We start from the raw sequence: 22,110 nt of genomic DNA, 5'->3' as shown, positions 1-22,110 counted from the left end.
GCATATTTCTGGAGGGTGCAATGGCTGAACGGTCTTTTGCTCGCGAGGTCGAGGATCTCCGGCTCGGCGATGGCGACACGTTCCGCGGCGAAGGCATCCTCGCCATCACCAAGGCGCTGCTGCAATCCGGCGTAGCCTATGTCGGAGGCTATCAGGGTTCGCCGATCTCGCATCTGATGGACGTGCTGGCAGATGCCAAGGACGTGCTCGACGATCTCGGCGTCGTGTTCCAGAGCTCCGCCAATGAAGCGGCAGCAGCCGCCATGCTGTCGGCATCGGTGATGTATCCCCTGCGCGGCGCGGTGGCCTGGAAATCGACCGTTGGCACCAATGTCGCCTCCGATGCGCTTGCCAATCTCGCCTCGGGCGGCGTCACCGGCGGCACCATGATCATCGTCGGCGAGGACTATGGCGAGGGCTCCTCGATCATGCAGGAACGCACCCATGCCTTCGCGATGAAGTCGCAGATGTGGCTGCTCGACCCGCGCCCCGACCATGAATGCATCGTCAATCTGATCGAGAAGGGATTTGAGCTCTCGGAATTCTCGAACACGCCCGTGATGCTCGAGGTCCGCGTTCGCGCTTGTCACATGCATGGCAGCTTCGCCTGCAAGGACAACGTCAAGCCGGCGCACACCATCAAGGACGCGCTCAACAATCCAAAGCGCGACGTCAACCGCATCGTGCTGCCGCCGGCGGCCTATGAGCACGAGCAGGAGAAGATCAGGACGCGGCTGCCCGCGGCGATCGGATTCGTCCGCGACAACAAGCTGAACGAGTGGATGGGGCCGAAGCAGGGCAAGGTCGGCATCATCATGCAGGGCGGCATGTACAACAACGTGATCCGCGCGCTGCAATATCTCGGGCTGTCGGATGCCTACGGCAACACGCAGGTCCCGCTCTACGTCATGAACGTCACCTACCCCGTGATCGACACGGAGGTCGCGGAATTCTGTCTCGACAAGGAGGCCGTCCTCATCGTCGAGGAAGGCCAGCCGGAATATCTCGAGCAGGCGATCAACACCGTGCTGCGCCGCAAGGACATCCAGGCGCGCGTCCATGGCAAGGATGTGCTGCCGATGGGCGGCGACTATACCGCGCAGGTCCTGCTCGGCGGCGTCCGCGAATTCCTGGAGAAGACCGAGCCACGGCTGCTCGGCAACCGGCCGCCCGCGCCGGATGCTGCGCCCGTGCTCAATCATCCCGCCATCGAGAAGCTGAAGCAGGTCGTGCCGGCGCGCCCGCCCGGGCTCTGCACCGGCTGCCCGGAGCGGCCGATCTTCGCCGCCATGAAGCTCGTCGAGGAAGAGCTCGGCCAGCACCACGTCTCGGCCGACATCGGCTGTCATCTGTTCTCGATCCTGCCGCCCTTCAATATCGGCGCGACGACCATGGGCTTCGGCCTCGGCCCGGCCTCGACCTCGGCCTTCAACGTCAAGGCCGACAAGCGCTCCATCGCGGTGATGGGCGACGGCGGCTTCTGGCACAACGGCCTGACCAGCGGCATCGGCAACGCCGTCTTCAACAAGCATGACGGCGTCTTCGTCATCGTCGACAACTATTACACCTCGGCAACCGGCGGTCAGGACATCCTGTCGTCGCGAGCCATCAACAAGCGGCGCGACACCAACAATTCGATCGTCAAGGCCGTGAAGGGCATTGGCGGCCAATGGGTCCGCCAGATCGACCGCACCTACGACGTTGGCAAGATGCGCGACACGCTGAAGGAGGCACTGACGACGAAGGAGGATGGCCCCAAGGTCATCGTCGCCTCCAGCGAATGCATGCTGAACAAGCAGCGCCGCGTGAAGCCGCAGATGAACAAGGCGATCAAGGACGGCGTCCGGATCGTCAAGGAACGGTTCGGCGTCGACGAAGATGTGTGCACGGGCGACCATGCCTGCATCCGGCTCTCGGGCTGCCCGTCGCTCTCGGTGAAGCAGCTCGACGATCCCTTGCGCGACGATCCGGTTGCGGCCATCGACAATTCCTGCGTCGGATGCGGCAATTGCGGCGAGGTCGCCGAGGCCGCGGTGCTTTGCCCCTCGTTCTATCGCGCCGACGTCATCCACAATCCGACCGGCTGGGACACCTTCAAATCGAAGGTCGCGATGGCCGTGATCGGCTGGCTGCAACGGCGGCGCGATCGCCGGCGCCCCGCGCTCGAGGCACTGGCATGAGAGACGAGACGGTCCGGCTGGCCCTCCCCGCCGCAGGCGACGCGACTGAGCGGCCGATCTCGATCGCGATCGTCGCGATGGGCGGCCAGGGCGGCGGCGTCCTGACCGACTGGATCGTGCAGCTCGCCGAGAACCACGGCTGGGCCGCGCAATCGACCTCGGTGCCCGGCGTCGCCCAGCGCACCGGCGCCACGATCTACTACATCGAGGCGATGCCTCTGCTCGACGGCCGAAGGCCAATCCTGTCACTGATGCCGACACCCGGCGACGTCGACGTCGTGATGGCGGCGGAATTCATGGAGGCCGGCCGGTCGATCCTGCGCGGCCTCGTGACGCCGGATCGCACCACGCTGATCGCGTCCAACCACCGCTCATTTGCAATTGGCGAGAAGATCGCGCCAGGCAACGGTATCGCCGACAAGGGCGCCGTCACCGGCGCGATCGGGATTGCCGCGAAGACCGAGATCATCTTCGACCTCAACGCACTGGCCATCGAGCACGGCAGCGTCATTTCGGCCGCGATGTTTGGCGCGCTCGCTGCGGCCAGTGTGCTGCCCTTCAGCCGCGAGAGCTATCTCGATGTGATCCGCGCCGGCGAGAAAGGGGCCAAGGCCAGCATCGGGACGTTTGATGCCGCGTTTGATCGCGTCAAAACCGGGGCGGCTGAGGTTGCGGCACCGGCGCAGGTCAACACAGCGCCCTCTTCCGCGCCGCTCGATCCTGAGCTCGGCGGGCTTGTCGCGCGGCTGACGCAGGAATTGCCCGGGCCCGCGCAGGCGATGGCGCGTGCGGGCTTGAGGAAGGTGGTCGATTTCCAGGACGTCGCCTATGGCGCGGAATATCTCGACATCCTCGGCAAGCTGTCCACCGCGGACCGGAACGCCGGCGGCGCCGAGCGCGGCTACGCGTTCACGCAGGCCGCCGCAAAGCATCTTGCCAATGCGATGAGTTATGACGACGTCATCCGCGTCGCCGACCTCAAGACCCGCAGCAGCCGTCGCACGCGGATCGAGACCGAGCTGGAGCTGTCGCAAGGCCAGGTGCTCCAGACGACGGAATTCATGCACCCCCGCATGGAGGAGGTCATGGGCATGCTGCCGGTGGGCCTCGGCCGCTGGTTGGGCGCGAGGCCACGCCTGCTCGGCTGGCTTGATCGCCGCGTCAACAAGGGACGCCGGGTGCGGACCTACTCGCTGCCCTGGTTCCTGGCGCTCTACGTGGTGGGCGGGATGCGCGGCCTGCGCCGCCGCTCGCTCCGTCACGCCGTCGAGACCGCTCACCGGAACGAGTGGCTCAAGGCCGCGACCGACGCGGTCGGCACCAACTACCAGCTCGGTGTCGAAATCCTGCAATGCCGCCGCCTGGTGAAGGGCTATTCCGATACCCACAGCCGGGGCCTGTCTAAATTCGACAAGACGCTGGAGGCGATCAAGCTGGTCGAGCGGCGCGACGATGCCGCCGACTGGGCACGACGCCTGCGGGAGGCCGCACTGAAGGATAGCGCCGGCAGGGAGCTCGACGGCGTGATCCAGACCATCAAGACTTTTGCATGATTCCATCGGGCCGGGACGCAGGATTGGATTGCCGTTCGCCCGACAGGACGTCAGGATCGGGCATCTTGACTACGATTCTCAGGTTGCTAATCGGAGTGAAAGACCCGCGATAACCCCTCCAGTTGACGAGACATTTTGTCCTCGATGGTCATGCGATGCCGGCAGCACTCAAAGAGAACATTGGTCCCGCCTATGGGCAGATCGAAACCAGGCTCTGGCTTCAGCTGCTATCCCTGCACGGAGAGATTTTTGCGTCGCTGAATGCGATGCTGGGTGCGGAGTTCGGACTGTCGCTGGCGAAGTTCGACGTGCTGGCCCAGCTCGACCGCTACCCGGACGGAATGGCGCTCGGGCAGCTGTCGCAGAACCTGAAGGTTTCCGGCGGCAACGTCTCGGGGCTGGTGCAACGCCTTCTGGCTGACGACCTCATCAGCAAGGAAATGTCGAGCGAGGATCGGCGATCGTTCATCGTGCGCCTGACGCCCAAGGGCGAGCAGCTGTTCCGGAAGGCGGCGGACGTCCACAAGAGGCATCTCAGCAAACGGCTGGAGAACATTCCGGCCCGGGAGCTGGACACCGCGCTGTCGGTGTTGCGCTCCCTCTCCTCGAAAATTCGCCCCTGAAGCAAGCAGTAAAGTCGCAAGAGATAATGGCCAAAGACTCCAAGAGCAGGTGGAAATCGGGTCCGCCCCGGACGCGGGACCAGCTGCAAAGCTACATTCCGTATCTGTTCAACCGCCTCGCCAATCGCTGGAACCTGGACCAGAACCGCGACCTCACCGAGCACGGCATCAACAATGTCGTGTTTCGAACGCTGTCGGTGCTGTTCATCTACAAGACCCTGACCGTCAACGAGATCGCCGTGCTCGCCGTCACCGAGCAGTCGACTGCGAGCCGCATGGTCGAGTCCATGGTGTCGTCGGGCCTCGTCAAGCGCGAGATCGCGGAGGAGGACCAGCGTCGCCGCGTGGTGGGGCTGACGCCTGACGGCGAAGCGCTGCTACGCAAGATCTGGCCGATCATGACCAACAACTACGACCGGCTGATCGCGGGCATCGACCCCGACGAGATAGAGGTCTGCGCCCGCGTGCTTGCGAAGATGGTCGAGAATATCAGGCAGAACCAGATCTGACTGTGTTTGTTTGGAGCATGATCTCTTCGGAAAACCGCTTCACACTTTGCGCTAGCGCGGCCCTCCGGGTCCGGATCATGCTCTAAGGACCAAGCCCGACGAGGCTGGTGCCGCCGCAGACATAGAGCACCTGCCCCGTCACGAAGTCCGAGCGCTCATCGAGGAAGAACTCGATCGCATGGGCGACATCCTCACGCGAGCCGAGCCGCCCGATCGGCACGTTGCTCGCCATCCGCTGCTGCTGCTCTGAGCCTTTCGGAATGATGCCCCAGAAATTGTCGGTCAGGATCGGCCCCGGCGCGACGACATTCACGGTGATGCCGCTCGAGGCAAGCTCCAGCGCCCAGGTCCGCGCCATGCCATGCACGCCGGCCTTGGTGGCGGAATAGGCCGAGCGCGTCGCCGCGCCCATCGCCGCGCGCGAGGAGACGAACACGACGCGGCCGAAGCGACGCGAACGCATCCCCTCCATCGCAGCCTGGGTCAGGAGCATCGGCGCGCCGAGATGCAGTTGCGCCAGCGTCAGAATGTCCTCGGGTTTTGCATTTTGCAGCAGGTTCGGCAGGATGATGCCGGCATTGTGCACGAGGCGATCGATGGCGTGATCCCGGCAGATCTCTTGCGCGATGGTGCGCGTCGCCTCGATATCAGTCAGATCGGCGCAATAGGCGGCGAGCAGATCATGGGTCCAGCCCGGCTTCTCCAGCCCGACCGAGACGACGCGCTGGCCTTTCTCGACGAGCCTCTTGGCGAGCGCTTCACCGATTCCCGAATTGCCGCCGGTGACGAGTGTCGTACGGATCGCGCTCATGATCAGCTCCCTCAGACCTGCCGCCGCTTGAGCTCGCGGAGATCAAAGAACGCGCCCTCACCCATCAGCTTCGCGACATAGTCCTTGAGCCCGCCGCGCTGGATCTTCTCGGTCGCGGTCAGCGGCAGGCTATCGACGAAGCAGATCCAGCCCGGCGCCTTGTAATAGGCCATCTGCCCCAGGCTCCAGCGGACAATGTCTTCGGCGAGCGCGCGGTCCGCCCCCGCCCGCTCCGCAATGATGACGGCCGCGACCTCGTCGCCGCGCACCTGATCGGGGGTGGCCGCGACCGCGGCCTGCCGGATCACGGGATGGCGATTCAGGACGGACTCGACCTCGACCGCGGCGATGTTCTCGCCGGAGCGGCGGATGACGTTCTTCTTGCGATCAACGAAATGAAGGTCACCGTCCGCATCGCGCGATACGATGTCGCCGGTGTGCAGCCAGCCGCCTTCCCACGCCTCGTCGGTGGCATGCGGGTTTTTCAGATATTCCCGGAAGAAGCCGTAGCGTGGATCCGTGCCGGCCCGCCGCACCAGCAGCTCGCCCGGCATGTCCACCGGCGCATCGTTGCCGCGCTCGTCGACGATGCGGATCTCCACCTCGGGCGCCGGGCGGCCGAAGCAACTGGTGCCGATCTTGCGCGGCTCGACATTGGCAGCGATCACGCCGCCGCTGCCCGTCTCGGTCATCGCCCAGGCTTCGATCAGCGGAAAGCCGAAGCGCTCCTCGAACGGCGCATGCAAGAGCTTGTCGACGCCAGCGCCAAATCCAAACCGCACGGTATGGGCCTTGTCCTGCTCGGAGACAGGCGCGCTCATCAGCATCGAGGGCATCACGCCGAGATAATGCAGGCAGGTGGCGCGGCTGTCGCGCACCGAATTCCACCAGCTGCGCGGATGAAAGCGATCGAGCATGGTGAGGCTGCCGCCGACCGACAGCATCGCCATCAGCGACACCGCCATCGCGTTCATGTGGAACAGCGGCAGCGGCGTGATCATGCGTTCGCCTTCAGCCTTCAGCCCACACAGCCCGCCGACGTCGCGATACCAGTTTCCGGAATGCAGGAAATAGGTATTGGTCAGCACGCAGCCCTTCGGCTGCCCGGTCGTTCCCGACGTGTAAAGCAGCGCGCATTCGGTCACGCCGTCGCCTGCGGTCGCGGCCAGCGTGCCGCCAAATGGCGCGGGAACGTCGTCGTCATCGGCCACCACCGGAATCGGCCGGCCGGCCTGACGGGCCGCGGTCTCGACCTCGGCGCGCCGCCCGGCGAGCACGAACGCCGCGTTCATCTCGGAATGCGCGATGATGTATTCGAGCTCGCTCATCCGCAAATCCGGATTGATCGGCACGACGGAGACGCCGAGCGCGTTCAGCGCGAACCACAACTCGATGAACACCGGCCGGTTCTGGAGCAGAAGCCCGACCCTGTGGCCTTCGCCATAGCCCCGGCTCGCAAACGCCGTTCGCCAGCGCTCGACCCGATCTAGCATGGCGCGGTAGGAAATCTCCCCGGCCGCGATGCCGTAGATGTCGGCGGTCTCCGGCAGAACGTTGAGGAAGCCCGCCTCGCCGCGACGGAGGGCGGTTTCGCGAAAGCGCGCGTAGACTGTGGTCGCAGCGGTCAAGGCATTCTCACATGAAGAGCTGGATGTTGCCGAACGGCGCGTCGAAATTGACGAGATCGACGCGCTTGAGCTTGATCTTCAGGCTGTCTCCGACCTGAACGAGATCGTGCGAAGCCCATCCCGAGAAGCGCTCCAGCATGTCGCCGCGCGTCTCCGTGTAGATGTAGGAGGTCCGCGCCTTGAATACGCCGGCCTCCGGATCGCACGCGATGATTTGCGGCGCCTGGAACAGATGATGGCACCGGCTCTTCGGCTTCTGACTGAAAGTCCGCTCGCCGGCGAGGCGCTCGACCCGCACCTTCAGCAGCAGCAGGTCCTCGTACATCAGGGACGGTTGAAGCACCGGGTCGTGCTGCTGCCATTCCAGCGGCATCCAGTAACGCCCTTCGGGATGAAACAGGTCGAGCCAGGCCTGCCACTGCATCGTGTCGAGGAGGTCGGCCTCGCGATAGATGAAGTCCGTGATGGTCTTCTCGGTGATCATTCCGCGGCCTCGATGCGCTCGCCCATGTCGATGGTCATGAACTTGGCCCAGGCATGAAACTGGTTTCGCATCTGCCGTTCCGATGTCCCGTTGATGACGGCGGTGACGTCCGCCTGCTCACCGGCCTCATAGAGGCGCTGGAGATTGACCCATTGATTGCCGTTGGACTTCAGCCCTTCCTGGGCGCGCTCATACATCTCGAGGTCGTCGTGGCCGACGATCGATGTCGGCGCATTGATGAAGCGGTTGTACATCAGGGCGCGTTCGTAGAGCTTGTCGGGCGCCCCGACCAGGCGATAGACCCAGCTTTCGACCAGCGTCTTGTCGACCGCGATCGGAATGAAATTGCGCAGGATCTGGACGGCGCCCTTCACCATGATGTTCGGGAAATAGACGGTGTTGTGCCTGACCTCGCCGAGAATCTCGTGCGCCCGCTTCTCGCCGTAGGCCGCAACCATCTGGCCGACATAGCCTTCGATGTCCGAGTAGTTGGAATGGATCGAGTTGGCGACGCCGGTGTGACCATGGCCGTTCGGCCAGATCCTGATGCCGCTCTGCTCGTAGAACTCGTACGGGCTCATGAAGGGACCGTAGAGCTGCACCGCCATCGGCGTTTCCGTGGAGGAGCCCTGCTCGCGCTTCCAGACCTTGACCGCGGTGCCCGCCGAGCTTTCATGCGCCACCATCGGATGGCAGGTGTCGGTCTGGTTCTCGACCAGCATCTTCCAATTGCAGGTGTGCATGTAGCGGATCGGCGCAGCGACGACCGCGAGCTTCCCCACCGGCGACCGGTCGACCATGTTGTCGATGGTCGACAGGCTCTCACCGAAATAATCCTCGAAGGAAACGCCGTTGTCGTTCAACTGCACGAAGATGAAATCGCGGTAGACGACGACGTTCCTGATCCTCGACAGCCCCTCATTGGCCTGCGCATCGCCGAACCCCGTCCCCTCGTAGCCTTTCTTTAGGGGAATCGCGAGCAGCGAGCCGTCGGTCTTGAACGACCAGGCATGATAGGGACAGCGGAAGAATTTTCCGGTGTTGCCGCATGGCTCGGAAGCAATCTTCACGCCCTTGTGCGGACAGCGATTGTAGAAAACGTGGATCGCGCCGTCGGTATGACGGCTCGCCAGCACCGGCTGCCGACCAATATTGGCAGTGATGAAATCACCGGGCTTTGCGAGTTGGCTCGCGTGCCCGACATAGATCCAACTGTTCGGGAACAGATGCTCCATCTCGAGCTCGAAGATTTCAGGATCGACATAGACGTCGCGATGCACCTCGGCGTCGCGCACCAGCGCGTCGATCGCTAAGGCATTGTTCCGGTATCTGTCCATGACGCCCCCTTGCCTCCCGCTAGAGATCCAACACCAGCCGTTCCGATTTCGCGCGCGACACGCAGATCTGCATGACCTTGTTTGACGCCTTCTCGTCGTCGCTGAGAATGACGTCGCGATGATCGGGAACGCCCGAGATCACGCCGCATTGGCAGATGCCGCAATCGCCGCGCTGGCAGTCGTAGAGAACGTCGAGACCTACAGCCTCCAGCGCCTGGATGATGGTCTGGCCGGCCGCGACGGTGACGACCTGCCCGCTCGACTTGAGTTCGACCTCGAACGGCTCGTCGGGCGCGCCCGGCTGCTCTGCCTTGAAGAGCTCGTAGTGGATGCGGTCCGACGGGATGCCCTTCGCAAGCGCGGCCGCCTTCACCGCCTCGATCATTCCCCCAGGGCCGCAGACGTAGATGTGGCAGTTTGCCGACACATCACCGAGCGCCGCTGCGATATCGAGGCGGGAGTCGTCGTCGTCATGATGGATGGAGAGGCTGTCCGGGCAGATCTCCTGCAATTGCGGCAGGAACGCCAGCATCCCGCGCGCGCGGCCCGCGTAGTGCAGGCGATACGGGTTGCCGCGAGCTTTCAGCTCAGCCGCCATCGACAGGATCGGCGTGATGCCGATGCCACCGGCAAGCAGCAGCGCAGGTGAAGCCTCTCCGTGCAGACTGAAATTGTTCACCGGCGCGGTTGCCTTTACGACATCGCCGATCTTCAGCGCGTGCATGAACTGCGAGCCTCCGGTCGAGGCCTGCTCGCGCAGGACCCCGAGCGCCAGAGCACCGTCCGGGAGTCCCGGCAAGGCCATCAGTGAATACGGCCGGTCTCCTCCATTCGGGAGCGCCACGCGAACATGGGCGCCCGCCTGCCATCGCGGCGCGACACCGTTCTCCACGCCAAACACAAGGCTCCGTACCGACGCGGTTTCCGCGGTACACGACCTCACCTTGAGCTTGAGCGGATGCGCGTCCATTCAGGCATCTCACAATTATATGAATTTGCATATTTTTAGACATGTAATAATTGCCTGTCAATCGTCGGGTGGCAGCCTAAATTGCCGTCCGCGGCGGCCGAGGGCGTCTGCACTCAAAGAGGCTGTCGGGGGGCGCGCTCCGGCCGCCAGGCGAAAAACGGGCTCAGCTTCCGGCCGCGGGTGGGAGGCCCCGCTCCTGTCAATGCGATCGCGCCCCACGTCCGCGTCGGCCGGCCATTCGCCTGGACACAGTCCTGATCGCAACAACGACGATCAGCGGTAACCTGCTTTGCAGTCAAACTGTCCAGGCCGCCGAAAAACTCCTGCGAAGGTGACATCGCTTCAACGAAACTGGACCAACGAGGATCGCCCGCCCTTTCGTTGGCCGTGGGCCCCCGAAAAGCTTGGAAAAATGTGATGCGGGTCACATCACTGGGGCGAATTAAAGCTTACGCCGTCCTGGAGAATGCAACTCCGGATGGAGATGTCGGATGAAACGCATTATGCTTTCGCTTGTTTCGGCCTTGCTCGTCATCAGTGCGGCCAGCAGCATGCTCAGATCGCATGCACTTTTTAGCTCTGCACAGAGCGGCATGCCAAATATTCAGGAGCTGCAAACAGGCCGAGCGGGCACACTACCGGAGCAGCAGATCGAGGACCGGTCCGTCCTGTTCGCCAGAGAGCGGACGCAATAGAGCATACCGGACCAACCTCTATCAGCCGTCCTTTTCATTCAGCCGCAGCGGTCGCCCGTTGCGGCTTTTGACCGCTCGGTCCAGTTCGCCCCATCTGCTCGTCGAGCCAAAGGCTGTGATGTTCGCGTGCCCAGTTGAGGTCGACCTCACCCGAGCCCATGGCCTCGAAGGCTCCCTCCATCCCGATCGTGCCGATGTAAACATGCGCAATCATTGCGGCCACGAATAGTACGGACACCACGGAGTGGATGATCTGGGCCACCTGCATGCCTTCGATACCACTCATGTAGAACGGGAACATCAGCGCGTATCCCGTTGCGGCGACGAGGCCGCCCCCGATCACGACGATCCAATAGATCATCTTCTGGCCGGCATTGAAGCGATAGGCCGGCGGATGATCATGGCCGACAAGGCCCCCTCCCCGCCTGATCCAGGCAACATCTACCTTGTTCGGGATATTTCCCGCGATCCACATCAGGAAGATCAGGACGACGCCGATGGTGAACGGGAAGCTCAGATAGTTGTGGGCATACTTCGCCCATTGCGACCACTCGGAGAAGGCCTCGAAGCCAATCAGCGGCAACAACAGCGGCCGCCCGAAGGTGATGTTCAGACCGGAGATGGCGAGGATGATGAAGCAGCTGGCTGTCATCCAATGCACGAAGCGCTCAAACAGGTTGAAGCGCACGATCGCGCGTCCCGATCGCCCGCTTTCGAGCCGCACCATGCCACGGGTCAGATAGAAGATCACGAGCAGCGCCAACATGCCGATAATCGCGACGCCGCCGATCCAGCGCAGCGTGACATTGCGAAACTCCCGCCATTCGCGCCCCTGCGGTTGCTCCAGCACGCCCGACCTCTGATCCGGAATGCTGACGCGGCCCTGGATCCGGTTGAGTTCCTGCAGCAGTTGCTGCTCCTTGACGGAGCTCGCGGTCGGGTTGACCTGCTGGGCTCTCGCAGGAACCGCCGTGATCACCAGAAGCAGCGCACATGCGCCGAACAGCAAGCTAACGAATCGTCCAAATGACGCCATCTGCGCCTCCCGCATCGCGTCCTTGACTGCCGTCCGCGTCAGGACTCGATCGTCTCGCGATACGCGGTCTTCCAGCCCCACGCGCCGGAGCCGTAGCCGCGCTTCATCACGCGTTCCTTGTAGATCTGGGCGATAATCTCCCCGTCGCCGGCGAGCAACGACTTGGTCGAGCACATTTCGGCACACAGCGGCAGCTTGCCCTCCGCCAGCCGGTTTGCGCCATACTTCTCGTATTCCTCCTTGCTGCCGTCGGCCTCGGGGCCCCCGGCGCAATAGGTGCATTTGTCCATCTTGCCGCGCGAGCCGAAGTTTCCAACCTTGGGATATTGCGGCGCGCCGAACGGACAGGCGTAGAAGCAATAGCCGCAGCCGATGCAGAGGTCCTTGGAGTGCAGCACCACGCCGTCGGCAGTGGTGTAGAAGCAGTTCACGGGGCACACTGCCGCGCAGGGCGCGTCGGTGCAATGCATGCAGGCCATCGAGATCGAACGCTCGCCCGGCTTGCCGTCATTGATGGTGACCACGCGGCGCCGGTTGATACCCCAGGGCACCTCATGCTCGTTCTTGCAGGCGGTGACGCAGGCATTGCATTCGATGCAACGGTCGGCGTCGCAGAGGAATTTCATACGTGCCATCGTCGTTGCTCCTTATGCCGCCGAGATCTGGCAAAGGGTGACCTTGGTCTCCTGCATGTTCGTCGCGGGATCGTATCCGTAGGTGGTGATCGTGTTGGCGCTTTCGCCGAGCACGATCGGATCAGTGCCCTTCGGATAGTTGCCCCGGAGATCCTTGCCGGCGAGCCAACCGCCGAAGTGGAAAGGCATCCAGGCCACGCCCCTGCCGACACGCTCGGTGACGAGCGCCTTCATCCTCGCCCTGGAACTGTTCTCGGCGCCCGTGACCCAGACCCAGCCGCCGTCCTTGACGCCGCGATCGGCGGCATCGGCCGGATTTATCTCGATGAACATGTCCTGCTGCAGTTCGGCAAGCCACGGATTGGTCCGGGTCTCCTCGCCGCCGCCCTCATACTCGACGAGACGTCCCGAGGAGAGGATGAGCGGGAACTGCTTGGCGATCCCCTTCTCCACAGCGGCCTTCTGCACCGAGAAGCCGATGTTGGGCATGCGAAACTGCTTGGCATCGGGCAGCGTCGGATATTTCTCGACGAGGTCGACACGTGGCGTGTAGATCGGCTCGCGATGGACCGGAATCGGATCAGGCAAGCCGAAGGCGTTCATGCGTGCCTTGCCATTGCCATACGGCACGCAGCCGTGTTTGAGTGCGACCCGCTGGATGCCCCCTGAGAGATCGAGCGACCACGACACCAAATCCGGATTGGTCGGATTGACCTTCATGATCGTGGCCATCTCCGCTTCGGTGAGATCCGTGTCCCAGCCAAGCTTCTTCAGGCTCGCCAGCGTGAATTCGGGATAGCCGTCCTGGATCTCGGAATCCTTGGAGTAGGATTTGTCGGCCAGCAGACTGACCTTGCGCGTGGTCCCGTCGGGCAGCTTCTCCTCGCGCTCGATGCCGAAGCGCGGCCGGAACGTGCCGCCGCCGTCCATCACCGCGAGATTGGTATTGTAGAGCAGCGGCGTGCCGGGATGCCGGACTTCCGGCGAGCCCCAGCACGGCCACGGCAGGCCGTAATAATCGCCGCCGACCTCGGGATCGTCCTTGGGCGCACGCATCGTCAGCATGTCGAACTTCGCCTGGTTCTTCATGTGCGCCTTGAGCCGCTCGGGCGATTGCCCGCAATAGCCGGTCGACCAGCTGCCGCGGTTCATCTCGCGCAGCACGTCTTCTGCTTCAGGCAGATTGTTATCGACCTTGATTTTCTTGAACATCTGGTCGGCGAAGCCGAGCTTCCTGGCCATCAGATAGATGACCTCGAGGTCGTCCTTGGATTCGAAGATTGGCTTCACGATCTGTTCGCCCCATTGCAGCGAGCGGTTCGAGGCGACGCGCGATCCCTTGCACTCGAATTGCGTAGCCACCGGAAGAATGTAAATGCCATCCTTGCGGCCGGCCTCGACCGCCAGCGATGCCCAGGTCGTGGGGTGCGGGTCGGCAATGACGAGCAGGTCCAGCGCCTTCAGGCCCTTGAGAGACTCCGGAATGCGCGTGATGCTGTTGCTGGCGTGTCCCTGAACGAACACGGCCCGCACATTGTCTTGCTGAGCGACCTGATCCTTCGGCAACGTCACCGCCTCGAACCAGCGGGTGAGCGGAATGCCGGGAGTTTCCATGATCTGCTTGGAAACAAAGCGCGACTTCAAGAACTCGTAGTCGACGTCCCAGACCCGCGACCAGTGCTTCCACGCGCCCTCGGCGAGGCCGTAGTAGAATGGCAGCGTCACAATATCGAGACCAACATCGGTCGCGCCCTGCACATTGTCGTGGCCGCGGAAGATGTTGGCGCCCATGCCCGGTCCACCGACATTGCCGGTCATGAGCAGCAGAATGCAGCTCGCCCGCACATTGGCCGTGCCGACGGTCTTCTGGGTCTGGCCCATGGCCCAGATCAAGGTCGACGGCTTCTCGGTAGCGAACATCTTGGCGACCCGCTTGAGCTGTTCGGCGGGAATGCCGGTGACGCGCTCGACCTCTTCCGGATTCCATTTCTCCACTTCCTTGCGGAGATCGTCGAAGCCGTAGACGCGCTGCCTGATGAATTCCTTGTCCTCCCAGCCGTTCTGGAGGATGTGCCACATGATGCCGTAGAGTATCGGAATGTCAGTGCCCGGACGCATCCGCACGTATTCCGTCGCGTGCGCCGCGGTGCGCGTCATGCGCGGGTCGATGACGATGAAGTTGGCCTTTTGCAGCTCCTTGCCCTCGAGCAGATGCTGCAACGAAACCGGATGCGCCTCGGCCGGATTGCCGCCCATGATCATCTGGGTCTTGGCATTGCGGATATCGTTGTAGCTGTTGGTCATCGCGCCGTAGCCCCAGGTATTGGCGACGCCGGTGACGGTGGTCGAATGGCAGATACGGGCCTGATGGTCGGTGTTGTTGGTACCCCAGAACGCCCCGAGCTTGCGGAACAGATAAGCGCCTTCATTGGTCATCTTGGCCGACCCGAGCCAGTAAACGGAATCCGGGCCCGATTTTTCGCGAACATCGAGGATCTTGTCGCCGATCTCGTTGATCGCAGTCTCCCAGGAGACGCGCGCCCATTGCCCGTTCACGAGCTTCATCGGATAGCGCAAACGCCGCTCGCTGTGCACCAGCTCGCGCACGGAAGCCCCCTTCGCGCAATGAGATCCGCGATTGATGGGGGACTCCCAGGTCGGTTCCTGACCGATCCAGACCCCGTTCAACACCTCCGCGGTCACCGTGCATCCGACCGAACAATGCGTACAGATGCTTTTCCTGACGGTGGCGCCGGCGGCCAGCGGACCCGCCACGGCGGCTTCCGCCTTGCGCACGCCGGAAACCGGCATTGTGCCGAGTGCCGCGAGCGCGCCACCCGCAAGACCGGACCGCCGCAGGAAGGTGCGGCGATCGAGACCGCCGGCCTGGTGTGCCAAGGTATCGGCGACTGAGCCGCGGTGGCCGGATCCAGAATGCTGATCTGATCGCTTGATAAGCACGGCAGCCTCCCTCAGGCGGGATAGCGGTTGACGCGGTAATAGGCCTTCACGTGATCGGATTCCTTGTAGCGCGCCTTGCGCTTCTCATCGTCATTCTCGCTGTCGGCTTGCGCAGAGCCGACGAGCGGCGTCGCCAGCGTGGCGCCAGCGCCTACCGTGCCGATGCCAACCTTGCGGAGAAAGTCGCGCCTTCCGACGGTCGCTTGCTTGTCTTCGTTCATCGCATTTCTCCCGGACCAGCCTGCGCTGGTCACTCAGCGAACGAAAATGCTTGCCTCTCGACCTCGATAAACAGGCGGCCGAGCGTGCCGACCGCGCGATAGAATCTTGCGCTTGCCGCCTGTTCCATGTCGGCGAACAGGCGTCCCATCCAGGGCGAGACGTGTTTCTCGAACAGTGCGCGCTGCACATCCGTCGGCGCATCCAGTTGGCCGTCGGCCATTCCTGCCATGATCTCGCAGAGGATGGCGGCATGATCCTCTGGTTCGAAATTGCCCTCGGCGCGCGCGATGCCGAGCGCCGCGAGATCGGTTCGCAAACGTGACAGCGGCCGTTCGTTGAGGAAGCCGGTCAAATAGTAGGAGGCGTAGGGCAGCAACTCGCCGCGCCCGAGACCAACGAAGAGGTCGAAATATTCCCGCTCGACCTGAGCTACGCTCGCGCGCGAAGCGGCTTCCGCCAAGCCGGCGTGAGCCTGACCAAGCGGGGTCCCGTCTCCGCTCAAACTGGCAAGCCGATCGAGCAAGTTCCTGGACGGCGCAGCCGCGAGCAAGACGGCGAGAAGGCCATATTCCCGCGATCGCGCGACATCGATCGGATCGATGCTGTCTTGCGACACCGTGCGTTCCTGACGGTGATCGGGATAGAGATCAGGCCGCAGTTCTGCCCGGGGAACACCTGTTGCCGCTTCCACCGCAATCACCCGCTGAGCGGGTATCTTGCTCCAGTTCGAAACCGAGGGCTGGCTGATGCGGATTTTGCGCGCAAGCCGGGCCACGCCGCCTGCGGCGTCAATGGCACGATCAAGCCCGGCGTCACGCATATGGACCTCCGTCGCCCGAGACCCCCGAATGACCGATTTTGCTTGCGTAACAAAGCGCTAACAGAGCGTAGACCTCGCTCCTCGGACGGTCAATCGCCGACCCATAGCGTGAGGCTATACCTTTGGTCGCAGTGTCAGCGAGGAAGAGCACCGCCATGTGTGCGGCGCCGAACAGTCGCGGCTTCCGTGGTCGGTTGCGATGCAACGGGAGCAGCGATCTCGGTGTGGACCGCTTGATCAAACTCTGTAAGCACTGCGGAGTGCACAACATCCGCATTTGGAACGTCCGCGGACTCCTGCAATTGCGTTGGCGTGTCGGAAGATGCCTCTGCAGCGTTCCGCAGGCCGCCGACGATCCGCTCGACCCAGGCGGCCAACTCGGCCTGCGAGCAATCGAGCGGTCCGAACCCCGGCATGGCATTCGGATCGTTGAAGTCCCAGGCGTTTTCGGCGAGCCCCACGAAATCGCGGATCGCCGGATCGGCCGTCCAGGCACGGCGAAGAGCCGCGTGCATCAATTCCTGCGGAACACCTTTGCGCAGGAATGCGGTGATGTCGGTCCCGGCCGCGATCGCATCGATCGACGGCAAGCTGCCGAGATCCACGTCCGGCTCGGCCTTGGCCGCCGGGGACGGCACCGCGGCCTCATCGGCCGGCTCGGCTATTTCCGCCGGCGGAGCATTCGGTTTTGACCCGCGCTTGCGGCGCGACCAACGTGCGAGAAACTCTTCCTCAGTCATTCTTGCCCGCCTTCATGCTGCCGACGCGCCAAGGCTTCGGGATCGGCGCGCCGTCGCTCGCGTTTGACGAACTCTCTCTCGACGTGGTGTTCGGCAACAAAACTTTCAATCACCTCGCGCACGGCCTCGGGCATTGGTACGGCTTCAACCAGATTGTCAGCGGCCTCGGTAAACCCCTCTCCTTCCGCGGGATCAGCCGTCGCTGCGGCGATCGCATAAGGCCAGGCGCCCTCGGATGGGCTCAAGATCACCCAGATGCTCGGCGTGCCGGAGGCAACATTGTCGCGGTAACGCGCGGTTTCCGACACGTACAGATCAACCGTTGCGCTGCCGACATAAAACAAGGTGCTGCCCTCCTGCTCGCGCAAGATTGTCCAGGGTTTCGTATCCGGTTCGTCCGGCAAAACGGCGGTGCTCCGCCAGATGAAATCGACCCAGGGCGACTCCGCCCTGCGTCGTTCGACGACGATGCCGACGGGGATACGCACGATTGGCAGGGCGGCACTCATCAGATGGCTTCCACGCGCCTGATCGGGAGTCCCGCCAACAGATTCTGCGGTTTCATGCGGAGCTTGTGATCGGCCGTCATCGCCAGGATCAGATAGACCGGCTCGCCCTGCAAGCTCTCCATGGCGAGCCGAGAATCCGCAAAAGTCAGGCGAAACAACGAAAGCACTCGCCCTGCGCTGGGCTCGTCAAGCTCCTCGCCGTGCCAAAGCCGATCGCCCATCCTGGTGGCGTCAGCGTCCAACCCGATATACCAGGTCAGCTTCACCTCGCGTGGTTCCGTCAGCGGTTCAATGACAACATCGATCCCGAGCAGATGGGAGACCCAGCGTGTCATTGCCTGCGCCAGCGCGCGAGACCCTCGCCCACCCGCGGTGAGATCGAGAGCCATGTCAAACCGGTCGCTGCGGTCCCAATAGCTCTCGGCGTTGTCCTCGCTCAACACGTCGAGCTGCGCGTCCACCTTGGTGCCCAGCATCGAGATCAGCGACAAGACAGGCGTCGGGCTGCGACCGCCGACGACCTCTTCATCGCCAAGCAGCAAGGCCTGCTCATGCGGCAGGATCCGCTGCGGCCGGAAAAACAACTCGGCGGCGCGCAGCACGAACGGATCGTTGCTGCCATCAAGGACATTGCGCAGGATCACGTGCACAAGTTGATTGATGAACAGCGGCGGCAGGTCGTTTGACCGCGAGCGCAGGGCTGCGAGATACGCAGCCTCGAGTGTTGAGTGCCGCAACATGAGATCGCGAAAGCCCAGTACGAAGCGCCAGTTCTCGCGCGCATCCTCATCGGCGATCGCGGTGACGTCGTCCGCTCCGACCGCCCGGCGCGGATCGGCGAGCATGTCGCGATGCAGTCCCCGTTCGACCGGGCACGCGTCCCTCGGCGGCATCAGCTCGGGACGGGCAAAATATGCCTTCAAGAATTCGTCGGTGACACGAAGCCCGCCGCTCTCGTCGCGATCAAGAAGATGATGGCCGCATGCGATCCAGAAATCACTCATCCTCGATTTCCATGAACGAGAATGCCCTGCCATGCGGCTGCCCTTCCCGCAGTTGCAGCCTGCGGAAGGCCTCGTGGGCTTCGCCATCTCGCGCCGAACGATGGACCGCAACGAGCGAACTGATCGGGTGCGTGCAGAGCGTCTGCGCAAAGGTGACTTCCTCTTCCGCAGCGGTCCTCGCAATTGCCATGTCCGGTGCGCCGAACCGGTCAACGAGTTGCCTGGCAAGGAGTTCGATCAGCGCCTGGCAATCGTCCTCGGTCGCCGGAACAATCTGCGCAAGTGTCGACCATCCCCAGGACTGCACGCCGAGAAAGCCGCTGCGGAAGGCGGCGCGCGCCTTTCCGCCCAGCTTCCCGGGATCCTGATCGCAGAAGCGGAACGCGCCGGAGACCGCCCATTCGCCCGAGATTGCCGGAACGTCGAACATGAAGGTATCGGAGGCATCGAGCGCGATGGTGCGCAGGAGTTTCGCAGCCTTTTTCACGACCCTGGCCCTCCGAGATCAGGATCGAGCCAGGATGGCGCGGCCAGCGCTTTAACAAGGTCTGCCCGCTCAGTCGTATCAGTTCCGATACGGCGCGTGAGCAGATCGCCGCGATCATCGATGCGTCGCAACGTCTGCCGCTCGCGAGGGATGCGGCTGAGATATTCGCGCGCGACGCTGTCAAATCCATCGACCTGCCAGTTGTCGATCGCCCGCATCAGGTGCCGCGCAAAACTCTCTGTCATCTGCACTGCACCGGCCTCCCCGAACCCTTCCTCATCCAGGGCGGAGGCAAGTGGGCGAACACCGGGATCATGATCGTTCATCGTGACTGTCCGGATCACGGCTCCGAATACGAGCCAGCCCGGCGGCTCATCCTCGTCCGCGGATGCGGGCCAGCCCAGCCGTCCCCCTCCGACCAGCGCTCCGTCAATCCTCACCGCATCAGGCCAACCGATCGCGACCTCCTTGGCCGGCGGCGCATAGGCGCGCAGGGCGTCGGTCAGAGCAACCATGCCAGCGTAAAAGGCGCGGCGCGCGGTGGTCAGCGGCTCGGCCGGCTCCAGCACCACCGCGAACTCGGCAACATCGAACCGTCCTACATAGACTAGCGTGCCGGCACCGCTTTCGAGTGCAATGCGGCATGCATGGGCAAACGCGTCTCCGCTCTCGCGCAATCGGACCAAGGCAAAGGGCGGCGGCAACTGGATGGGTTCCGCCATGGAAGCGTGGCTGGTTGGGATCGACCGCAGGCCGTCCTCCACTTTCCCCTTTTTCCCGATTGACAATATTTATACGAGGCAAAGGATCGGCGCGAGTCCGTCATTCGTCGCCCGTCTCGGGAGGGATGAACCTGGAGCAGCCAGCGAAGACCATCCTGATTTGCTCGTGTGAAGACACGATGCGTCTTGACGTGACCGCGATCCAGCGCGGATGCGGCAATGGCAACATCAAGAGTTTTCGTCACCTGTGCGGCGCCGAGCTCGACCGTTTTCGCGCAGGCGCAAAGGCAGAGGGCCCTCTGACCGTTGCCTGCACGTATCAGCAATCCTTGTTTGCGGAGGAATCCGGCGAGCGCTCCGCGCCCATCGCGTTCGTAAACGTTCGCGAAACGGCAGGCTGGTCGGCCGAAGGCGCGCAAGCGGGCCCCAAAATGGCGGCGCTGCTCGCAGCGAGCGCCGTGCAGGCGCCCGACTATCCGCTGGTCACGCTGGCGAGCGACGGGGTCATCCTGATCTACGGCAGGGACGAAGCGGCAATCGAAGCCGGGCGGCTGCTTTCGGAGCACCTCGATGTGACGGTGATGCTGAGGGAGCCGCGCGAGATCATCTCGCCTGTGGCAACGTCCTTCCCGGTCGTGAAGGGAGCGATCCGTAACGCCAGAGGACATTTTGGCGCCTTCGAGCTCACGATCGACGACTACGCTCGCCCGCGTCCCTCCTCGCGCGATCACTACGTCTTTGAAACGCCACGCAATGGCGCCACCTCGCGTTGTGACATCATCCTTGACCTATCGGGAGAGAGACCGCTGTTTCCAGCGCATGATTTGCGCGACGGTTACCTGCGGGCCGATCCCAAGGACCCGGGCGCCATGCTCCGCGCCGTCCTGAGCGCGCGTGATCTCGTCGGACGTTTCGATAAGCCCAAATATGTCGAGTTCACGCCCGATCTTTGCGCCCATTCGCGCTCGAATCTGACCGGCTGCCATCGTTGTCTTGATTTGTGTCCCACGAGTGCGATCACACCGGCCGGCAATCACGTTGCCATCGATGCCGCGATTTGCGCCGGCTGCGGCCAATGTGCCGCCGCTTGTCCGACGGGCGCGGCGTCCTACGCGTTGCCGCCCGCGGACACCCAGCTTCACACCATCCGCGCCATGCTGCTCGCCTATCATCAGGCGGGCGGATCGAACCCTGTCCTGTTGCTGCACGACGGCTCACACGGCACGCCTTTAATTGACGCGCTTGCGCGGCACGGCGATGGGCTGCCTGCCCAAGTCATCCCTCTGGCCGTCAATGAGGTGACACAGGTCGGGCCGGAGGCCGTTATCGGCGCCTTTGCCTACGGAGCGGCCGCATTCCGGTTCTTGCTCCGCAGCAAGCCGCGGCATGACGTGACCGGGCTGAGGCAAACGATCGGCATGGCAGAGACCATCCTTGCGGGCCTCGGATTTGAAGGACACCGGGTCGCTGCGATCGAAACCGACGATCCGGATGCATTGCTGGAGCAATTGAAGGGTATCGGACGACTTGCCAGCGTGAAGACGCCAGCGACGTTCAAGACTGTCGGCAAGCGGCGCGACCTGCTCCGCTTCGCGTTGAGCGAGCTGCATCGCCTCGCGCCGAACCCGGTCGATGTCATTGCGCTGCCTCAGGGCGCTCCGATCGGCGCAGTGAGCGTCGATACCAGTGGATGCACGCTGTGCCTGTCCTGCGTTTCCGTCTGCCCGACCGGCGCGCTCCGCGATGATCCCGAACGCCCGGTACTCAAATTCGTCGAAGATGCATGCGTGCAATGCGGCCTCTGCCAGAGCACCTGTCCCGAGAAGGTCATCACGCTCAAGCCCCAGATCGATTTCCGCGCCGGCCGCGCGAGCGCGGTTGTGATCAAGGAGGAAGAGCCCGCGCTTTGCATCCGCTGCGGCACGGCGTTCGGCGTAAGAAGCACGATTGATCGGATCGCGGCAAAGCTCGAGGGCCGGCACTGGATGTATCCGGCCGGCGACAAGCGCCTCGACACCATCAGGATGTGCGCCGATTGCCGCGTGATCGTGATGAGTGAACAGCAGTTCGATCCGTTTGCGGGCGTTCCGGAACGCGCGCCGCCCCGAACCACCGAGGATTATTTGCGCCGGCCGGACAGCAAGACCTGAGCGCGACCGTTCGTCACCAGGGCTCGGGTACTCA

21 protein-coding genes are annotated in these 22,110 nt (G+C 63.3%); 6 read left to right on the top strand and 15 right to left on the bottom strand.

Annotated elements, in window-relative coordinates; all coding sequences use genetic code 11:
• The first annotated feature begins 20 nt into the window (after positions 1-20).
• From NLM25_RS17565 to NLM25_RS17550, 4 genes are all read left to right on the top strand, one after another.
• The gene (locus NLM25_RS17565) at positions 21-2,180 is read left to right on the top strand and encodes an indolepyruvate ferredoxin oxidoreductase subunit alpha (protein WP_254137809.1); all 2,160 of its coding nucleotides are present in this window, start codon (positions 21-23) and stop codon (positions 2,178-2,180) included.
• The gene (locus NLM25_RS17560) at positions 2,177-3,733 is read left to right on the top strand and encodes an indolepyruvate oxidoreductase subunit beta family protein (protein ID WP_254137808.1); all 1,557 of its coding nucleotides are present in this window, start codon (positions 2,177-2,179) and stop codon (positions 3,731-3,733) included. Before NLM25_RS17565 ends, NLM25_RS17560 begins: the two co-directional genes overlap by 4 nt.
• Before the next feature lie 155 nt (positions 3,734-3,888).
• Positions 3,889-4,356: a MarR family winged helix-turn-helix transcriptional regulator gene (locus NLM25_RS17555; RefSeq protein WP_254118158.1), complete on the top strand. Its 468-nt coding sequence runs from the start codon at positions 3,889-3,891 to the stop codon at positions 4,354-4,356.
• Between the two features lie 26 nt (positions 4,357-4,382).
• On the top strand, positions 4,383-4,865 hold the full coding sequence (locus NLM25_RS17550) for a MarR family winged helix-turn-helix transcriptional regulator (protein WP_254137807.1): 483 nt from the start codon (positions 4,383-4,385) through the stop codon (positions 4,863-4,865).
• An 82-nt stretch (positions 4,866-4,947) separates the two neighbouring features.
• Here NLM25_RS17550 and NLM25_RS17545 read toward each other — a convergent pair whose 3' ends face one another.
• Genes NLM25_RS17545 through NLM25_RS17525 form a run of 5 tightly spaced genes read right to left on the bottom strand, consistent with a single transcriptional unit; the run spans position 4,948 to position 10,095 of the window.
• A complete protein-coding gene (locus NLM25_RS17545) occupies positions 4,948-5,676 on the bottom strand; it encodes an SDR family NAD(P)-dependent oxidoreductase (RefSeq protein WP_254137806.1) in 729 nt (242 codons plus the stop codon).
• A gap of 11 nt (positions 5,677-5,687) precedes the next feature.
• Entirely contained in the window at positions 5,688-7,304 is a 1,617-nt protein-coding gene (locus NLM25_RS17540) for an ATP-dependent acyl-CoA ligase (RefSeq protein WP_254137805.1), read from the bottom strand.
• A 7-nt stretch (positions 7,305-7,311) separates the two neighbouring features.
• The gene (locus NLM25_RS17535; RefSeq protein ID WP_254137804.1) at positions 7,312-7,788 is read right to left on the bottom strand and encodes an aromatic-ring-hydroxylating dioxygenase subunit beta; all 477 of its coding nucleotides are present in this window, start codon (positions 7,786-7,788) and stop codon (positions 7,312-7,314) included.
• A complete protein-coding gene (locus tag NLM25_RS17530; protein ID WP_254137803.1) occupies positions 7,785-9,125 on the bottom strand; it encodes an aromatic ring-hydroxylating dioxygenase subunit alpha in 1,341 nt (446 codons plus the stop codon). Before NLM25_RS17530 ends, NLM25_RS17535 begins: the two co-directional genes overlap by 4 nt.
• Before the next feature lie 19 nt (positions 9,126-9,144).
• Complete coding sequence (locus tag NLM25_RS17525; RefSeq protein WP_254137802.1) at positions 9,145-10,095, bottom strand: PDR/VanB family oxidoreductase; 951 nt, start codon at positions 10,093-10,095, stop codon at positions 9,145-9,147.
• Positions 10,096-10,586: 491 nt separating this feature from the next.
• Between NLM25_RS17525 and NLM25_RS17520 the strand changes: the two genes are divergently transcribed.
• A complete protein-coding gene (locus tag NLM25_RS17520; protein ID WP_254118151.1) occupies positions 10,587-10,790 on the top strand; it encodes a hypothetical protein in 204 nt (67 codons plus the stop codon).
• Positions 10,791-10,824: 34 nt separating this feature from the next.
• Here NLM25_RS17520 and NLM25_RS17515 read toward each other — a convergent pair whose 3' ends face one another.
• The 10 genes from NLM25_RS17515 to NLM25_RS17470 all read right to left on the bottom strand — a co-directional run bounded on the left by NLM25_RS17515 (position 10,825) and on the right by NLM25_RS17470 (position 19,968).
• Positions 10,825-11,826, bottom strand: a complete 1,002-nt coding sequence (locus tag NLM25_RS17515) for a formate dehydrogenase subunit gamma (RefSeq protein WP_254141208.1) — start codon at positions 11,824-11,826, stop codon at positions 10,825-10,827.
• A 38-nt stretch (positions 11,827-11,864) separates the two neighbouring features.
• The gene (fdh3B, locus tag NLM25_RS17510; RefSeq protein ID WP_007592757.1) at positions 11,865-12,461 is read right to left on the bottom strand and encodes a formate dehydrogenase FDH3 subunit beta; all 597 of its coding nucleotides are present in this window, start codon (positions 12,459-12,461) and stop codon (positions 11,865-11,867) included.
• A 12-nt stretch (positions 12,462-12,473) separates the two neighbouring features.
• Complete coding sequence (locus NLM25_RS17505; RefSeq protein ID WP_254137801.1) at positions 12,474-15,422, bottom strand: formate dehydrogenase subunit alpha; 2,949 nt, start codon at positions 15,420-15,422, stop codon at positions 12,474-12,476.
• Positions 15,423-15,433: 11 nt separating this feature from the next.
• Entirely contained in the window at positions 15,434-15,643 is a 210-nt protein-coding gene (locus NLM25_RS17500; RefSeq protein WP_254118148.1) for a twin-arginine translocation signal domain-containing protein, read from the bottom strand.
• 29 nt (positions 15,644-15,672) lie between these two features.
• Positions 15,673-16,464 carry a molecular chaperone TorD family protein gene (locus tag NLM25_RS17495; protein ID WP_254137800.1) on the bottom strand — a complete coding sequence of 264 codons (792 nt, stop codon included), beginning with the start codon at positions 16,462-16,464 and terminating at the stop codon, positions 15,673-15,675.
• A gap of 134 nt (positions 16,465-16,598) precedes the next feature.
• A complete protein-coding gene (locus tag NLM25_RS17490; RefSeq protein WP_254137799.1) occupies positions 16,599-17,204 on the bottom strand; it encodes a DUF3306 domain-containing protein in 606 nt (201 codons plus the stop codon).
• A complete protein-coding gene (locus NLM25_RS17485; protein ID WP_254141207.1) occupies positions 17,201-17,716 on the bottom strand; it encodes a DUF3305 domain-containing protein in 516 nt (171 codons plus the stop codon). Before NLM25_RS17485 ends, NLM25_RS17490 begins: the two co-directional genes overlap by 4 nt.
• Positions 17,713-18,717: a DUF6352 family protein gene (locus NLM25_RS17480; RefSeq protein WP_254141206.1), complete on the bottom strand. Its 1,005-nt coding sequence runs from the start codon at positions 18,715-18,717 to the stop codon at positions 17,713-17,715. The genes NLM25_RS17485 and NLM25_RS17480 overlap by 4 nt, the downstream gene beginning before the upstream one ends.
• Positions 18,710-19,204: a DUF6505 family protein gene (locus NLM25_RS17475; protein WP_309143599.1), complete on the bottom strand. Its 495-nt coding sequence runs from the start codon at positions 19,202-19,204 to the stop codon at positions 18,710-18,712. Before NLM25_RS17475 ends, NLM25_RS17480 begins: the two co-directional genes overlap by 8 nt.
• Positions 19,201-19,968, bottom strand: a complete 768-nt coding sequence (locus NLM25_RS17470; RefSeq protein ID WP_254137798.1) for a biotin/lipoate--protein ligase family protein — start codon at positions 19,966-19,968, stop codon at positions 19,201-19,203. Before NLM25_RS17470 ends, NLM25_RS17475 begins: the two co-directional genes overlap by 4 nt.
• A 137-nt stretch (positions 19,969-20,105) precedes the next feature.
• Here NLM25_RS17470 and NLM25_RS17465 point away from each other — a divergent pair, with 137 nt between their 5' ends.
• Positions 20,106-22,076 carry a 4Fe-4S binding protein gene (locus NLM25_RS17465; RefSeq protein WP_254137797.1) on the top strand — a complete coding sequence of 657 codons (1,971 nt, stop codon included), beginning with the start codon at positions 20,106-20,108 and terminating at the stop codon, positions 22,074-22,076.
• Positions 22,077-22,110: the final 34 nt, after the last annotated feature.

It is taken from the genome of Bradyrhizobium sp. CCGB01, from assembly GCF_024199795.1.
Classification (GTDB): Bacteria; Pseudomonadota; Alphaproteobacteria; order Rhizobiales; family Xanthobacteraceae; genus Bradyrhizobium.
This window is presented reverse-complemented; position numbering and strand designations above follow the sequence as displayed.

Bases quoted from the DNA above. Each gene is read 5' to 3' on its own strand.
- NLM25_RS17565 (WP_254137809.1), top strand. From the start codon at position 21: ATGGCTGAACGGTCTTTTGCTCGCGAGGTCGAGGATCTCCGGCTCGGC.
- NLM25_RS17560 (WP_254137808.1), top strand. From the start codon at position 2,177: ATGAGAGACGAGACGGTCCGGCTGGCCCTCCCCGCCGCAGGCGACGCG.
- NLM25_RS17555 (WP_254118158.1), top strand. From the start codon at position 3,889: ATGCCGGCAGCACTCAAAGAGAACATTGGTCCCGCCTATGGGCAGATC.
- NLM25_RS17550 (WP_254137807.1), top strand. From the start codon at position 4,383: ATGGCCAAAGACTCCAAGAGCAGGTGGAAATCGGGTCCGCCCCGGACG.
- NLM25_RS17545 (WP_254137806.1), bottom strand. From the start codon at position 5,676: ATGAGCGCGATCCGTACGACACTCGTCACCGGCGGCAATTCGGGAATC.
- NLM25_RS17535 (WP_254137804.1), bottom strand. From the start codon at position 7,788: ATGATCACCGAGAAGACCATCACGGACTTCATCTATCGCGAGGCCGAC.
- NLM25_RS17530 (WP_254137803.1), bottom strand. From the start codon at position 9,125: ATGGACAGATACCGGAACAATGCCTTAGCGATCGACGCGCTGGTGCGC.
- NLM25_RS17525 (WP_254137802.1), bottom strand. From the start codon at position 10,095: ATGGACGCGCATCCGCTCAAGCTCAAGGTGAGGTCGTGTACCGCGGAA.
- NLM25_RS17520 (WP_254118151.1), top strand. From the start codon at position 10,587: ATGAAACGCATTATGCTTTCGCTTGTTTCGGCCTTGCTCGTCATCAGT.
- NLM25_RS17515 (WP_254141208.1), bottom strand. From the start codon at position 11,826: ATGGCGTCATTTGGACGATTCGTTAGCTTGCTGTTCGGCGCATGTGCG.
- fdh3B (WP_007592757.1), bottom strand. From the start codon at position 12,461: ATGGCACGTATGAAATTCCTCTGCGACGCCGACCGTTGCATCGAATGC.
- NLM25_RS17500 (WP_254118148.1), bottom strand. From the start codon at position 15,643: ATGAACGAAGACAAGCAAGCGACCGTCGGAAGGCGCGACTTTCTCCGC.
- NLM25_RS17495 (WP_254137800.1), bottom strand. From the start codon at position 16,464: ATGCGTGACGCCGGGCTTGATCGTGCCATTGACGCCGCAGGCGGCGTG.
- NLM25_RS17490 (WP_254137799.1), bottom strand. From the start codon at position 17,204: ATGACTGAGGAAGAGTTTCTCGCACGTTGGTCGCGCCGCAAGCGCGGG.
- NLM25_RS17480 (WP_254141206.1), bottom strand. From the start codon at position 18,717: ATGAGTGATTTCTGGATCGCATGCGGCCATCATCTTCTTGATCGCGAC.
- NLM25_RS17465 (WP_254137797.1), top strand. From the start codon at position 20,106: ATGCGTCTTGACGTGACCGCGATCCAGCGCGGATGCGGCAATGGCAAC.